Origin of the sequence: Mycolicibacterium stellerae, from assembly GCF_003719305.1 — a bacterium.
In the GTDB taxonomy this organism is placed as follows: domain Bacteria; phylum Actinomycetota; class Actinomycetes; order Mycobacteriales; family Mycobacteriaceae; genus Mycobacterium; species Mycobacterium stellerae.
Genome location: NZ_RARC01000049.1, coordinates 1 through 13,436, shown reverse-complemented (window position 1 = coordinate 13,436; position 13,436 = coordinate 1). Strand labels below are relative to the sequence as shown.

Sequence of the window (13,436 nt, the reverse complement as noted above, 5' to 3'; positions counted from 1 at the left end):
GTGGGCGGATTCGGCGCACGGCTGGCCGACGCCGTTGCGGCCAAGGGCCCGCTCTGCCCGGGTATCGATCCGCATCCCGAACTCCTTCGCTCATGGGGTCTGACCGTCGACAGCGATGGACTGAGCCGGTTCAGCGACGCGTGCGTCGCGGCCTTCTCGGCTTTCGCGATCGTCAAACCGCAGGTGGCGTTCTTCGAAGCGCATGGATCCGCCGGCTTCGCGGTGCTGGAGCGCACGATCGCCGCGTTGCGCGCCGAGGGCGTGCTGGTGCTCGCCGATGCCAAACGCGGCGACATCGGCTCGACGATGGCCGCTTATGCCGAGGCATGGGCCGGCCACTCCCCGCTGGCCGCAGACGCGGTCACCGCCTCGCCATACCTCGGATTCGGCTCGCTCGACCCGTTGTTCGACCTCGCCGCCTCGAACGGCACAGGGGTCTTCGTGCTGGCCGCCACGTCCAATCCCGAAGGTTCGTCCGTGCAGTCCGCGGTGCGGGGTGACACCACGGTCGCCCAGTCGATGATCGACGCTGCCGCCGCCCGTAACCGCGTCGACATGCCGGGCTCCGTGGGTGTGGTGCTCGGAGCCACCCTCGCCGACCCGCCCGACGTGAGTCGGCTGGGCGGTCCGGTTCTCGTCCCCGGCGTCGGTGCACAGGGTGGAAAGCCCGATGCTCTCGGGGGCTTCGGCGGCGCACGGCCCGGCCAGCTGCTGCCTGCGGTGTCGCGGGAGATTCTGCGGGCCGGACCTGACGTCGGGGCGCTGCGGGCGGCGGCAGAGAAGATGCGAGATGCGGTGGCCTACCTGGCATGACACCCTATGAGGCCGCGGAGTGGACAGACTTCGCCAACACCGTCGCGGGCGGAGCCGCAGCCCTTGCCGGCTTGATGTTCGTAGGACTGTCGCTCAACCTGACCGAGGTGCTGTCGTTTCCGGGTGTGGCCGCTCGCGCCGCAGCGACACTCGGTCTGACGGTGGCGATTCTGGTGCTTGCCGTGTTCCTCGCGACGCCAGGGCAGGGTAATCGAATGCTGGCCGTCGAGATCGGGGCGATCGGTCTGCTGGCCGCCGTCGGTGTCGCGGCGGGGACCCGACTCCAGCAGGCCGGCCCGCACCGGAATCGGGCACTCCTGTCGATGACGTTGCTCTTCATTCCCGGCCCGCTGTTGATCATCGGCGCAGTTTCGTTGTGGTGTCAGGCGGGCGGCGGGTTGTATTGGGTTACTGCCGCAGTCGCAATGGGTTTCGCGTCTGCGACGGGCAACGCGTGGGTGCTGCTGGTCGAGATCAAGCGTTAGTCACGCGGCGGCGGGACACCACGTCGTGCCCGCCGCCGCTGAGGTTTGGTTACAGCGGAATCCACTGATTGAGGAACCAGAATCCCCACCCTGCACCGTTACCCGCGGGCATCGGAGTGACCTGCTGACCGTTCCAGTTGAACGGCCGGTGATCGTTACGCCCCTGGTCCATGCCGCGGTGCTGCCAGTCGACCGGAGCGGCGTTGTTGTTGTGGTTGTCGCCAGGGCGGCCGTGGTTCCGTTGCTGGTCCTGGCAGGCTGGTGCACCTGGCGCGTTGCAGGTTTGGCCCGGTTGAGCCGACGCGGTGCCGAGTCCGACGCCGAACAGGCCTGCGAGTCCGACTCCGGCCGCGAGCGTCGATGCATAAAAGGCCCGTTTCAAGGTCATCTGTGTCACTCCATTTCTGATGTGCGGGCGCGTGTTCGCCTCACTGACACAGACGTTAGGGACAGCGATTGGGCAGGCACTGTGCTGCGCTTAGGCATCAGCTGTGCAGCTGGAAACGCTACGAAATCCGTTTGCGCTCAAAGCGATTACGATGCAAGCCCGCCGCGGTTGGCACTGCGTCTGACCAGCAGGACAGTCAAGCCGATGCCGAAGCAGCCGACCAGTACGAGCAGGGTCAGGCCGGTCAGGTCGCCGCGGTTGCGGGTTCGGTAGACGACGCGTTGATACGCGGTGTCGGCATCCGCCTGCGCGAAAATGTAATCGCCGTCGATCATCTCGGGTTCGAGGATGACGTTGTTCCACCGCGTGAGGAATGCACCGTCGCTGACGAAGTCCGCGAGCGCGGGGGAGACGTCGGTGCCCTCGATTCGTCCGGCGAACTCGAGCGTCGGCGCATTGCCGGTCACCGGAAGCGAGGTCGGATCCATCCGATGTTCAGCCAAGACATAGAGGTCGACGGTCTGCGGCGTGCTCGCCGAACGGGACAGCCGCATCGGGTAGATGACCCGGTCCGAGGCGAACGACAACCTCAGCGGCTGCAGGTCGCCGGTCAGTGACTCGCCGTCGGCGGCGGGAGCGAGTTTGACGGCGACGGTCTCCCACTGGTCTGCGACATACGGCGCGAGGTTCGCATCGATGCCGTCGGGTTGGGGAAAACCGTTGTCCGTCAACCATTTAGCCAGTGCAGTGGCATCGTGGGCGGCCAGCCGGGTGACATCGAAGGGACCGATGCGCTGATGGTCGAGGACGTTGACACCTGCTCCCGGTGGCGACCCCGCCAAGGCGCCTTCCGACGGTCCGCCCGCCGTCAGCCAGTCGAACGTCGGCCACCACGAGTCGCGGTACTCGATGCGAGGCGCGGTCAGCCGGCCGAGTTCGGTGAACGCTTCGGCTTCACCCAGCGAGACCTGCGCCGCCGACGGCACCGGCATCACCCAGGCGGCACTATCCGAGCTTCCGGTGACGCGCAGCGCCATCAGGATGTCCTCCCGGCTGCCATCCCAGGCGATCAAGGCGCGCTCGTCGACGACCGACGCGCCCTGCTGGCTGGGGATGTAAGCGCCGCAACCGCACGCCCAGGCAGGGGCGGCGATGCCCGTTGACAGCCCTGCGAGCACCAGTACGACGACGACGCCGACCGCCCGGCACACGCGAAACACCCCATGACGCTATGCCGAAAACACCGCTACTACGCAATGTCGTTGTCGAAGCTCGACGGCATTGGCGCATCGACGCGAACGCGTCACGACACGCCCGAAACTCGGTGACCAGGCAAAATTTTCTTTTTTTGAAGGTTCACAGACACGCCGAGCCGACCGGCTGCCCGGCCCGCTGTCCCCCGAGGGCTGGAAAACTCGCGCAAAACCCCGCGTATGCAGGCATTTCTTCGTGAATCCCGGCAATCACAGTGATCCCGCCCGGTTCGGCGGCCAGCGCCGACGACGGCAAGCATCCTGGGCTTTTGAACCCCAAACCAGGGGGTGGGGTTAGCTTTCGTCAGGTTGCGTGGGTACGGTCGTCGCTGCTGGCTGGTGTTGTGACCAGTCAAGACAAAACAATGATGGTGATGAGACGGAGGAACCCCGTGGCCCTTCCCCAGTTGACCGACGAACAGCGCGCGGCAGCGTTGGAGAAGGCTGCTGCCGCACGTCGAGCACGTGCCGAACTCAAAGATCGGCTCAAGCGCGGCGGCACCAACCTCAAGCAGGTGCTGAAGGATGCCGAGACCAACGAGGTCTTCGGCAAGATGAAGGTTTCTGCGCTCCTGGAGGCCCTGCCCAAGGTCGGCAAGGTCAAGGCGCAGGAAATCATGACCGAGCTCGAGATCGCCCCGACCCGCCGCCTGCGCGGCCTCGGCGATCGTCAGCGCAAGGCCCTTCTGGAGAAGTTCGACCAGTAGCGGGTCAGTGAGCGAAGGCGGAGGGCCGGGCACCCCCAAGGCTCCGGTCGTGGTGTTGTCCGGCCCGTCTGCCGTCGGGAAGTCGACGATCGTGCGCTATTTGCGCGAACGAGTTCCCGATCTGTACTTCAGTGTTTCCGTGACCACAAGGGCGCCGCGCCCTGGCGAGGTCGACGGTGTGGACTACTCGTTCATCTCGCCTGAGCAGTTCCAGGCATTGATCGACCACGGCGCACTGCTCGAGTGGGCCGAGATACACGGCGGGTTGCACCGGTCAGGGACGCCCGCACAGCCGATCCGAGACGCCACTTCGGCCGGCCATCCTGTGCTCATCGAAGTCGATCTGGCAGGCGCGCGGGCCGTCAAGCAGGCCATGCCAGAAGCCCTCTCCGTCTTTATCGCACCGCCCAGCTGGGAAGCGCTGGAAAGCCGGCTGACCGGCCGCGGCACCGAGACACCAGAGGTGATGGACCGCAGACTGGCCACGGCTCGAGCCGAATTGGCCGCCAAAGACGACTTCGACCGCGTCGTTGTGAACAGTCAATTGGAGTCTGCCTGCGCTGAATTGGTATCCTTGCTGGTGGCCCCCAGATAAGCCAAGCGCCGGGCACGGCGCGACGCGGCCCGCAAGCCACTCGAGCATTCATCGAAACGCCAGGAGAATTTTTCGTGAGCACCCCGCACGCCGACGCGCCGCTGGCCGCCGTCGAGGACCTCCACTCGCCCCACAGTGGCTACGACACACCGCTGGGCATCACCAACCCGCCCATCGACGAGCTGCTCGACCGCGCGTCGAGCAAGTACGCGTTGGTGATCTACGCCGCCAAGCGCGCACGGCAGATCAACGACTACTACAACCAGCTTGGCGACGGCATTCTCGAGTACGTCGGCCCGCTGGTCGAGCCTGGCCTGCAGGAGAAGCCGCTCTCGATCGCGCTGCGCGAGATCCACGGTGATCTGCTCGAGCACACCGAGGGCGAGGGCTAGGCCAAGGCGCTCATGGAGCGCAAGCGGATCATCGTCGGCGTATCCGGAGGCATCGCCGCATACAAGGCGTGCACGGTGGTCCGCCAGCTCACCGAGGCGGGCCATTTCGTCCGCGTCGTTCCCACCGAGTCCGCACTGCGTTTCGTCGGAGCAGCGACCTTCGAGGCGCTCTCCGGCAATCCCGTCCACACCGGCGTCTGGAATGACGTCCACGAGGTTCCGCACGTCCGCATCGGGCAGGACGCCGACCTCGTCGTCGTCGCACCCGCTACCGCAGACCTGCTCGCCAGGGCCGTGGCGGGCCGCGCCGACGACCTGTTGACCGCCACGCTGCTGACCGCCCGATGTCCGGTGCTGTTCGCGCCCGCGATGCACACCGAGATGTGGTTTCACCCCGCCACCGTCGACAACGTCGACACCTTGCGCCGCCGCGGCGCCGTCGTTCTCGAGCCCGCGTCGGGACGGCTCACCGGAGCCGACAGTGGCGCCGGACGGCTCCCCGAGGCCGAGGAGATCACCACGCTGGCCCACCTGCTCCTCGAGCGGGCCGACGCGCTGCCGTACGACCTCGCAGGCGTCAAGGTGCTTGTCTCGGCGGGCGGCACCCGCGAACCGCTGGACCCGGTGCGGTTCATCGGCAACCGGTCGTCAGGCAAGCAGGGATACGCGGTGGCCCGCGTTGCCGTCCAGCGGGGCGCCGATGTGACGCTGATCGCAGGCAACACCGCGGGGCTCGTCGATCCAGCAGGCGTCGACGTGGTTCACATCGGTTCGGCGGCCCAGCTGCGCGACGCGGTGTCCAAGCACGCACCCGATGCAAACGTCCTCGTGATGGCCGCGGCGGTCGCCGATTTCCGGCCCGCGCACTTCGAGGCCAACAAGATCAAGAAGGGGGCCTCTGAGCCCACCGCGATCGAGCTGACCCGAACCGACGACGTGTTGGCGGGCACGGTGCGGGCGCGTGCCGACGGCCAGCTGCCCAACATGCGCGCGATCGTCGGGTTCGCCGCCGAGACCGGTGACGCGAACGGCGACGTGCTGTTTCACGCCCGCGCCAAGCTCGCCCGCAAGGGTTGCGACTTGCTCGTCGTCAATGCCGTCGGTGAGAACCGCGCATTCGAGGTGGACAGCAACGACGGATGGTTGCTCGCATCCGACGGCACCGAGGCCGCCATGGAGCACGGTTCGAAAACTCTGATGGCCAGCCGTATCGTGGACGCGATCGTGGCGTTTCTGCACAACAGCGGCGGGTGATCCGGACGTACACATCCGCATGCGCGTAAGGGTTGCGCGCGAGGGGGGCGCACGTTTGGGTGCAACGAGTGGCGGCATGAGGCGAACGTAATAATTTGACTAACTAACTTTCTTTAAAGAGAGCTGTAGCGAGAGGAATGAACCGTGAGCGAAGGTCGGCTGTTCACCAGTGAGTCGGTGACCGAGGGGCACCCCGACAAGATCTGCGACGCGATCAGCGACTCGGTGCTCGACGCACTGCTTGCCGGCGACCCGAAGTCGCGGGTCGCGGTCGAGACGCTGGTCACCACCGGACAGGTGCACGTCGTCGGCGAGGTGACGACCTCTGCGAAGGAGGCGTTCGCCGATATCACCAACACTGTGCGCGCTCGCATCCTCGAGATCGGCTATGACTCCTCGGATAAGGGCTTCGACGGCACCACCTGCGGCGTGAACATCGGCATCGGCGCGCAGTCGCCGGACATCGCCCAGGGCGTCGACACCGCCTACGAGACGCGCGTCGAGGGCGAGCAGGACCCGCTCGACCTGCAGGGCGCCGGTGACCAGGGCCTGATGTTCGGCTACGCCATCAAGGACACCCCCGAGCTGATGCCGCTGCCGATCGCGCTGGCACACCGGCTCGCGCGCAGGCTGACCGAGGTTCGCAAGAGCGGCGTGGTCGACTACCTTCGCCCCGACGGCAAGACGCAGGTCACCGTGCAGTACGACGGCCACACCCCGGTCCGGTTGGACACCGTCGTGCTGTCCACCCAGCATGCCGACGGCATCGACCTCGAGGCGACGCTCACCCCGGATATCCGCGAGAAGGTCGTCAACACCGTCCTCGACGACCTGAAGCACGACTCCATGGACACCTCCGACTATCGCCTGCTGGTCAACCCGACCGGAAAGTTCGTGCTCGGCGGCCCGATGGGCGACGCGGGCCTGACCGGCCGCAAAATCATCGTCGACACGTACGGCGGCTGGGCCCGCCACGGCGGCGGGGCCTTCTCCGGCAAGGATCCGTCCAAAGTTGACCGTTCGGCGGCTTACGCGATGCGTTGGGTGGCAAAGAACGTGGTCGCAGCGGGCCTGGCCCAGCGGATCGAAGTCCAGGTGGCCTACGCGATCGGCAAAGCCGCCCCGGTCGGGTTGTTCGTCGAGACGTTCGGTACCGAGACCGTCGACCCGGCCCGGATCGAGAAGGCCATCACGTCAGTGTTCGACCTGCGGCCCGGCGCGATCGTCCGCGATCTGGACCTGCTGCGCCCGATCTACGCGCAAACCGCGGCCTACGGCCACTTCGGCCGCACGGACGTGGAGCTGCCGTGGGAGCAGCTGAACAAGGTCGACGAGCTGAAGGCTTCTGTCTAGCCTGTCTAGCTGCTAGGCGAACTGGTAGTCGGCCAACGGGTAGCGGCGGCTGCGCCAGTACGCCTCCATCGTGGTGGCCGGCCGCATCGGCACATCGCCGTTCTTGTCGAAGTAGTAGCTGTTGGCCAGTGAGCAACTGTCCTGCCAGAAGATCTGACGGTGTCGCTTGCGCATCATCTCGGCGAAGTAGCGGTCGTTGGCCTGCTGCGTCACCTCGACCCGCGTGGCGCCGCGGTCGCGGGCGTGGTTGAGGCAACGCACGATGTGGTGGCTCTGCGACTCGATGAGCGCGAAGTACGACGAGCCGACGTAGCCGTACGGCCCGAACACGGTGAAGAAGTTCGGGAAGCCAGGGATGCTGACGCCTTCGTAGGCCTGCAGCCGGTGGTCGTCCCAGTACTGGGCCAGCGTCTTACCTTGCGGCCCGGTGACTGAGTAGGTGAGCACATTGCTGGGGTCAAGCACCTTGAAACCCGTTGCGAGAATGAGCACTTCGACGTCGTGGCAGTCACCGTCGACGGTGGCGACCCCCGAGCCGGTGATCTTCTCGATCGGTTCGGTGATCAGGCTGACGTTGTCGCGGTTGAATGTCGACAGGTACGTGTTGTGGAAGCCGGGCCGCTTACAACCAACCGCGTACCTCGGCGTCAGCTTGTCCCGCACATCAGGGTCCTTTACCTGCGAGCGGAGATAGGCCTTGCCGAACTCAGGTGCGCGCTTGGCCATCGGATTGACGGTGAAGTACTGCGCGGCAAGCGGAAACGTCAACTCCACATAGGCCTGACTGAGCAGGCGTTGCACTGCCTTGCCGCCGGGAATGCGCATCCCGAGACGCGCGGCGGGGGGCAGCGGCACATCCGCCTTCGGGAAGCACCAGATCGGTGTGCGCTGAAAGACGTTGAGGTGCTCTACGATCGGCGCGATTTCCGGGATCACCTGAACGGCGGACGCCCCGGTGCCGATGACGGCGACCCGCTTGCCTGCGAGGTTCTGGCTGTGGTCCCAGCGCGCGGTGTGCATCGTCGCGCCCGCGAACGAGTCCACGCCGTCGATATCGGGCAGTTGCGGAGTGGTCAGCACTCCTCCCGCATTGACGAGAAACCGCGCGCTGACGGTGTCACCGGAGTCGGTCTCGACGTGCCATAGGTCGGTGTCCTCGTCGAACACCGCGCTGAGAACCGTGGTGTCGAACCGGATCTTGGGCCTCAGGCCGTACTTGTCGATGCAGTGTTCGGCGTAGGCCTTCAGCTCGCGACCGGGTGCATAGGTGCGCGTCCATTCGGCACTCTGCTCGAAGGAGAACTGGTAGGAAAACGACGGGATATCAACGGCGATACCGGGGTAGGTGTTCCAGTGCCACGTGCCGCCTGCCCCGTCGGCCGCCTCGATCAGCAGATAGTCACCCATGCCCGCCTTGTCCAGCAGGATGGCGGTACCGATTCCGGAGAATCCGGCACCGATGATGACGGTGTCGTGATCGGGCGCTGCCATCGGGCCTCCGACGATGTGGGTGCACGTCCAGTTCTACTCCGTTTGATTATTGCGGTCAGGGTCGTGACGATGAGGCGGCAGCGACCCTGAGTGCAATCTTGACGGCTGAATAGTCCGAGGTCGGCGTCTAGTACCTTCAGCAGAATGGCCTCCACCGATGCCGGACATGCCGGCTTCTCGTCGGTCACGAACCCGCAGCGGCTAACTCGAACACTGTGGCTGGCGGCCGTGGCCGTCGCCGCCTGCTACGGCTTATTCCTGGTCTTCACCGCTCTGCGGCTGCCGTCGGGCGCCGAGCTCGCAGGCCAGTTCTGGTTGCAGCCCGCGGTCAAGGCGGCACCCGCCGTGCTGCTGGCCGCCGCCGCGTTCACCCACCCGGTGGCACGGGAACGACGCTGGCTGATCGGCGCACTGGTCGCGTCGGCCGCAGGGGACTTTCTGCTGGCCATGCCCTGGTGGGAGCCGTCGTTCGTGCTGGGGCTCGCCGCGTTCCTCATCGCCCACCTGTGTTTTCTGGCCGCGTTGCTGCCGCTTTGCTCGTCGTCGGCGCCGCGGCTGGCCGCGGCCGCGGTGGTCGTCGCGGCGTGTGTCGCGCTGCTCATCTGGTTTTGGCCCAAGCTCATCGCCGAAGGCATGGCCATTCCGGTGACCGTCTACATTGCGGTGCTCGGCGCCATGGTGTGCGCGGCGCTGCTTGCCCGCCTGCCGACGCCGTGGACAGCGTTGGGTGCGGTGTGTTTCGCGGTATCTGACGCGATGATCGGCATCAACAAGTTCGTACTGGGGTCCGAGGCGCTCGCGGTGCCGATCTGGTGGGTGTACGCGACCTCGTTGGTGCTCATCACCGCGGGCTTCTTTTTCGGCCGGACGTCCGATCCGTCTGCTACACGATAGGTGTGAGCAAGACCGCGGCGGAACACGAGCCGATCGCCCGCGTGCTGCCGATGCTGTCGGTGCCGCACCTGGATCGCGAGTTCGATTATCTCGTCACCGCCGAACAATCCGATGACGCACAGCCCGGTGTGCGGGTCCGGGTGCGCTTCCACGGTCGCCTTGTTGACGCGTTCATCCTCGAAAGGCGTTCGGAGACAGACCATGTCGGCAGATTGGGATGGCTGGACCGGGTGGTGTCCGGCGAACGGGTGCTGACGCCCGACGTGCGCCGACTCGTCGACGCCGTCGCCGCGCGCTATGCGGGCACCCGGGCCGACGTGCTGCGGCTGGCGATCCCGCCGCGGCACGCAAACGTCGAAAAGGAAACGCCTGCCGAACTCACACCGCCGACCGTCGCTCCAGTCGACACCGAGCGGTGGGCCGAATATGGCAGGGGAGAACAGTTTTTTACCGCGATCCGAGAAGGCCGCGCCGCCAGGGCGGTCTGGCAGGCGCTGCCCGGCGAACGGTGGGCCGATCGGCTGGCCGAAGTCGCGGCGGCGACGGTCGACGCCGGACGGGGAGTGCTGGCGATCGTGCCCGACCAGCGCGACGTGGACACCCTCCATCACGCCTGCGTCCGGTTCGTCGACGAAAGCCGGGTGGTGGCTCTTTCGGCCGGACTCGGCCCCTCGCAGCGGTACCGGCGTTGGCTGTCGGTCTTGCGCGGTTCGGCTCGGCTGGTCATCGGAACCCGCAGTGCGGTCTTCGCTCCGGTCGCCGATCTCGGGCTGGTGCTGGTCTGGGACGATGGTGACGACACCCTTTCCGAGCCACGCGCGCCGTATCCGCACGCCCGCGAGGTCGGAATGCTTCGCGCGCACCAGTTACGTTGTGCCGCAATGATCGGCGGATACTCCCGCACCGCCGAGGCGCAGGCGATGGTGCGCAGCAGGTGGGCGCACGACCTGACAGCGGCCAGGCCGCTGGTGCGGTCACGGGCACCGCGGGTGATCGCCCTTGAAGAGAGCGCTTACACCCACGAGCGTGACCCTGCCGCGCACAGCGCCCGGCTGCCGTCGATGGCGCTGCAGGCCGCACGGTCGGCGCTCGACGCCGGGCGTCCCGTTCTCGTCCAGGTGCCGCGCAGGGGATACGTCCCGGCGTTGGCCTGCGGCCGTTGTCGCACCATCGCCCGCTGCAGGCATTGCACCGGCCCGCTGTCGCTGCCCGACCGGGATGCCGCGGGTGCGGTATGCCGCTGGTGTGGCCGCGAGGAAGTCGCGCTGCGCTGTGCCCGATGCGGGTCCGATGCCGTCCGTGCGGTCGTTGTCGGCGCCCGCCGCACCGCAGAAGAACTCGGCCGGGCGTTTCCCGGCACCTGCGTGGTGACCTCCGGCGGCGACACCGTGATTTCGACGGTGCCCGGTGATCCCGCCCTCGTCGTCGCCACCCCGGGGGCCGAGCCGGTGGCCACCGGTGGTTACGGCGCCGCGCTGCTCCTCGACGCGTGGGCGCTGCTCGGCCGCCAGGACCTGCGTGCGGCCGAGGACACACTGCGCCGCTGGATGGCGGCGGCCACCCTGGTTCGCAGCGGCGGCGACGGCGGAGTGGTCGCTGCCGTCGCCGAATCGACGGTGTCGACCGTGCAGGCGCTGATCCGCTGGGACCCCGTCGGGCACGCGCAGGCGGAGCTCGACGCCCGCGACGAGGTCGGCCTGCCGCCCGCGGTGCACATGGCCGCCGTCGACGGCGCGCCGGAGGCCGTGGTCACACTTCTGCAAACGGCTGAACTGCCCGACTCCGCGAACGTTCTCGGGCCCGTCGACCTGCCGCTGGGGGCCCGCAGACCCCCCGGCACCCCGGCCACCAGCCCGGTCAACCGGATGCTGGTGCGGGTGCCACGCATCGACGGCCTCGAGCTCGCTGCGGCGCTGAGACGGGCCACCGGGGTGCTCAGCGCGCGCCACGATCAGCAGCCCGTTCGGGTGCAAATGGACCCCTTGCACATAGGGTAGTGCGAGATGGCACGGCAGGAGGTGGCATGCGGCGGGTAATCCGATGGTTGATTCCGTTGGTGCTCATCATGTTTGGGCTCCTGTGGCCGCTGGTGTTGGAGCGCAGCTATGAGGAGCTGACCGCCGATGACCCGGTGGTCTTCAGCAATTTCGCGGCCGACTTCCGCGTCAACGCCGACGGCAGCATGGATGCCGTGGAGACGATCACCGCCGAGTTCCCGAGTGGGCGGCACGGCCTATTCCAGTTCTGGGATATTGCCAATCGCAACCACCCCTATGTGCGGCAGGTGCCCGAAATCCAGTCGGTGGAGATCGACGGTGTGGCCGCGCCCTATCAGATGTTGTGGGAGGGCGGCAAGCGGTTCCGAGTGGCCAAGATCGGTGACCCCGACGAGTACCTGAGTTTCGGCACACACGTCTTCGAGATCCGCTACACGGTGCCCGGTGTGCTCGACCCGGGCGGTACCGGCGGTGACACGAGGTTCGCCAAATCCACCGGCGACGACGTGGCCGCGCAGTCGGTGTTCTTCTGGAATGTCGTCGCGGGCTCCTGGAACAACCGGATGCGCCAGGTCGACATCTCGGTCACGCTGCCGAGCGATGTCACCGGTGCGCAGTGTTCGGTGGGTTTCGGGGTCGGTGCGCCCTGTAGTGATCTCACGATCACCGGCAATAAGGTCGAGCTTTCGACCTCGTATCTGGGGTCCCGCACGCCGGTCACGCTGCGGGCCGGGGTAGATGTGCCCACTCCCGCCCGTGACGAGTTGCTGTGGCCCTATACCTGGGATCGAATCTTGGGCTCTTCGCTGACCGAGACGGCGTTGATCCTGACGCTCACGGTCGCTTTCGCCCTCGGCGGCTTTCTCTGGCACCGCTCGACGGTCGAAACATCTCCCGGGTTCCCGCTGCAATACGCACCGCCGCCCGGCCTCGGGCCGGTGCAGACCGAGTACATCCGCACCGAAGCCGTCCCGCGCAACGCCCTCCCCGCGACACTGTTCTATCTGGCTGAGCGCAAGCTGATCGACCTGCGCCAGATCAACGACGAGTACTGGCGAATCCGCGGCCTCGGCGAAAAGTCCGCGTGGGACCAGCTGGACCCCGTGACCCGCAAGGTCGGCCACGCGCTACGAGTGAACAGGCCCGGCGACGAGTTCGAGGCGAAGAAGACCGTCAAGTCGGGCGAGAAGCTGAACAAGGCGAAGACCGACATGGCCAAGGCCGTGCAGAAGTGGGCCTTCGACAGCGGCCTGCTGGTCAAGCAGAAAAAGGAGCTGTGGATCCGCGCGGCCAACGTGACCGCGATGCTGCTCGCGGTCTGTTGCTTCTTGCTGTGGTTCGGCATTCCGTTCACCGCGGTTGGCCTGCCGTTCGTCGCCTTCTTCCTGTTCACCGCGCGGTCGTGGACCGACGGCGTCGGCACCCGTCGCACCGCGGCAGGTCGCGAACTGTGGTCTGCAGCCGGGGGATTCCACCGCATGCTGACCACCGATTCGGCCGAGTCGCGGTTCGACTTCTCCGCCCGCAAAGACCTCTACACCGCATACGTGCCCTTCGCGGTTGCAGCAGGAGCGGCGGCACTGTGGGCCAAGAAGTACGAGACCTCAACGGGTACGGTTGCACCTCAACCGGATTGGTATAACGCGTCGTCGACGTCCACGTCGTCGGGCTGGGGCTTTTCTGGCGGTTCGGGCGGTGGCAACTTCGACAGTTTCGAGTCGGCCCTTTCGTCGTCCATCGGCGCCTACACCGCATCGCAGTCATCGTCGTCGTCGTCCGGCGGCGGCAGCAGCGGCGGTGGTGGTGGCGGTGGT

At 66.8% G+C, this 13,436-nt stretch carries 13 protein-coding genes; 10 read left to right on the top strand and 3 right to left on the bottom strand.

Annotation, left to right across the window (positions count from 1 at the left end; translation table 11 throughout):
* Nucleotides 1-813, top strand: a complete 813-nt coding sequence (gene pyrF, locus D6M19_RS32685; RefSeq protein ID WP_123029448.1) for an orotidine-5'-phosphate decarboxylase — start codon at nt 1-3, stop codon at nt 811-813.
* Nucleotides 810-1,298, top strand: a complete 489-nt coding sequence (locus D6M19_RS32680; RefSeq protein ID WP_123029447.1) for a hypothetical protein — start codon at nt 810-812, stop codon at nt 1,296-1,298. Before pyrF ends, D6M19_RS32680 begins: the two co-directional genes overlap by 4 nt.
* A gap of 49 nt (nt 1,299-1,347) precedes the next feature.
* On the opposite strand, the gene D6M19_RS32675 is transcribed toward D6M19_RS32680, so the two are convergent.
* Both D6M19_RS32675 and D6M19_RS32670 read right to left on the bottom strand, forming a co-directional pair.
* The gene (locus D6M19_RS32675) at nt 1,348-1,686 is read right to left on the bottom strand and encodes a hypothetical protein (protein ID WP_123029446.1); all 339 of its coding nucleotides are present in this window, start codon (nt 1,684-1,686) and stop codon (nt 1,348-1,350) included.
* Nucleotides 1,687-1,832: 146 nt separating this feature from the next.
* Nucleotides 1,833-2,906 carry a DUF2330 domain-containing protein gene (locus D6M19_RS32670; RefSeq protein ID WP_123029445.1) on the bottom strand — a complete coding sequence of 358 codons (1,074 nt, stop codon included), beginning with the start codon at nt 2,904-2,906 and terminating at the stop codon, nt 1,833-1,835.
* Nucleotides 2,907-3,331: 425 nt separating this feature from the next.
* Here D6M19_RS32670 and mihF point away from each other — a divergent pair, with 425 nt between their 5' ends.
* From mihF to metK, 5 genes are all read left to right on the top strand, one after another.
* Nucleotides 3,332-3,646, top strand: coding sequence for an integration host factor, actinobacterial type (gene mihF / locus D6M19_RS32665; protein WP_123029444.1), 315 nt, complete (start codon nt 3,332-3,334; stop codon nt 3,644-3,646).
* Nucleotides 3,647-3,653: 7 nt separating this feature from the next.
* Entirely contained in the window at nt 3,654-4,241 is a 588-nt protein-coding gene (gmk, locus tag D6M19_RS32660) for a guanylate kinase (RefSeq protein ID WP_123029443.1), read from the top strand.
* A 74-nt stretch (nt 4,242-4,315) separates the two neighbouring features.
* Nucleotides 4,316-4,633 carry a DNA-directed RNA polymerase subunit omega gene (gene rpoZ, locus D6M19_RS32655; protein WP_123029442.1) on the top strand — a complete coding sequence of 106 codons (318 nt, stop codon included), beginning with the start codon at nt 4,316-4,318 and terminating at the stop codon, nt 4,631-4,633.
* A 12-nt stretch (nt 4,634-4,645) separates the two neighbouring features.
* Entirely contained in the window at nt 4,646-5,887 is a 1,242-nt protein-coding gene (gene coaBC, locus D6M19_RS32650) for a bifunctional phosphopantothenoylcysteine decarboxylase/phosphopantothenate--cysteine ligase CoaBC (protein WP_123029441.1), read from the top strand.
* Nucleotides 5,888-6,031: 144 nt separating this feature from the next.
* Nucleotides 6,032-7,240, top strand: coding sequence for a methionine adenosyltransferase (metK, locus tag D6M19_RS32645; protein WP_123029440.1), 1,209 nt, complete (start codon nt 6,032-6,034; stop codon nt 7,238-7,240).
* Between the two features lie 12 nt (nt 7,241-7,252).
* On the opposite strand, the gene D6M19_RS32640 is transcribed toward metK, so the two are convergent.
* Nucleotides 7,253-8,731 carry a flavin-containing monooxygenase gene (locus D6M19_RS32640; RefSeq protein WP_123029439.1) on the bottom strand — a complete coding sequence of 493 codons (1,479 nt, stop codon included), beginning with the start codon at nt 8,729-8,731 and terminating at the stop codon, nt 7,253-7,255.
* A gap of 144 nt (nt 8,732-8,875) precedes the next feature.
* On the opposite strand from D6M19_RS32640, the gene D6M19_RS32635 reads away from it, so the two are divergent.
* From D6M19_RS32635 to D6M19_RS32625, 3 genes are all read left to right on the top strand, one after another.
* Entirely contained in the window at nt 8,876-9,625 is a 750-nt protein-coding gene (locus D6M19_RS32635) for a lysoplasmalogenase (protein ID WP_123029438.1), read from the top strand.
* A gap of 50 nt (nt 9,626-9,675) precedes the next feature.
* The gene (locus D6M19_RS32630; protein WP_164478802.1) at nt 9,676-11,622 is read left to right on the top strand and encodes a primosomal protein N'; all 1,947 of its coding nucleotides are present in this window, start codon (nt 9,676-9,678) and stop codon (nt 11,620-11,622) included.
* A 26-nt stretch (nt 11,623-11,648) separates the two neighbouring features.
* The coding region (locus tag D6M19_RS32625) for a DUF2207 domain-containing protein (RefSeq protein ID WP_164478801.1) at nt 11,649-13,436 on the top strand (1,788 nt) is incomplete at its 3' end.

What these genes read in the sequence shown, in the direction of transcription:
- D6M19_RS32680 (WP_123029447.1), top strand. Translation starts at nt 810, where the DNA reads ATGACACCCTATGAGGCCGCGGAGTGGACAGACTTCGCCAACACCGTC.
- D6M19_RS32640 (WP_123029439.1), bottom strand. Translation starts at nt 8,731, where the DNA reads ATGGCAGCGCCCGATCACGACACCGTCATCATCGGTGCCGGATTCTCC.
- D6M19_RS32675 (WP_123029446.1), bottom strand. Translation starts at nt 1,686, where the DNA reads ATGACCTTGAAACGGGCCTTTTATGCATCGACGCTCGCGGCCGGAGTC.
- coaBC (WP_123029441.1), top strand. Translation starts at nt 4,646, where the DNA reads ATGGAGCGCAAGCGGATCATCGTCGGCGTATCCGGAGGCATCGCCGCA.
- D6M19_RS32630 (WP_164478802.1), top strand. Translation starts at nt 9,676, where the DNA reads ATGCTGTCGGTGCCGCACCTGGATCGCGAGTTCGATTATCTCGTCACC.
- D6M19_RS32635 (WP_123029438.1), top strand. Translation starts at nt 8,876, where the DNA reads ATGGCCTCCACCGATGCCGGACATGCCGGCTTCTCGTCGGTCACGAAC.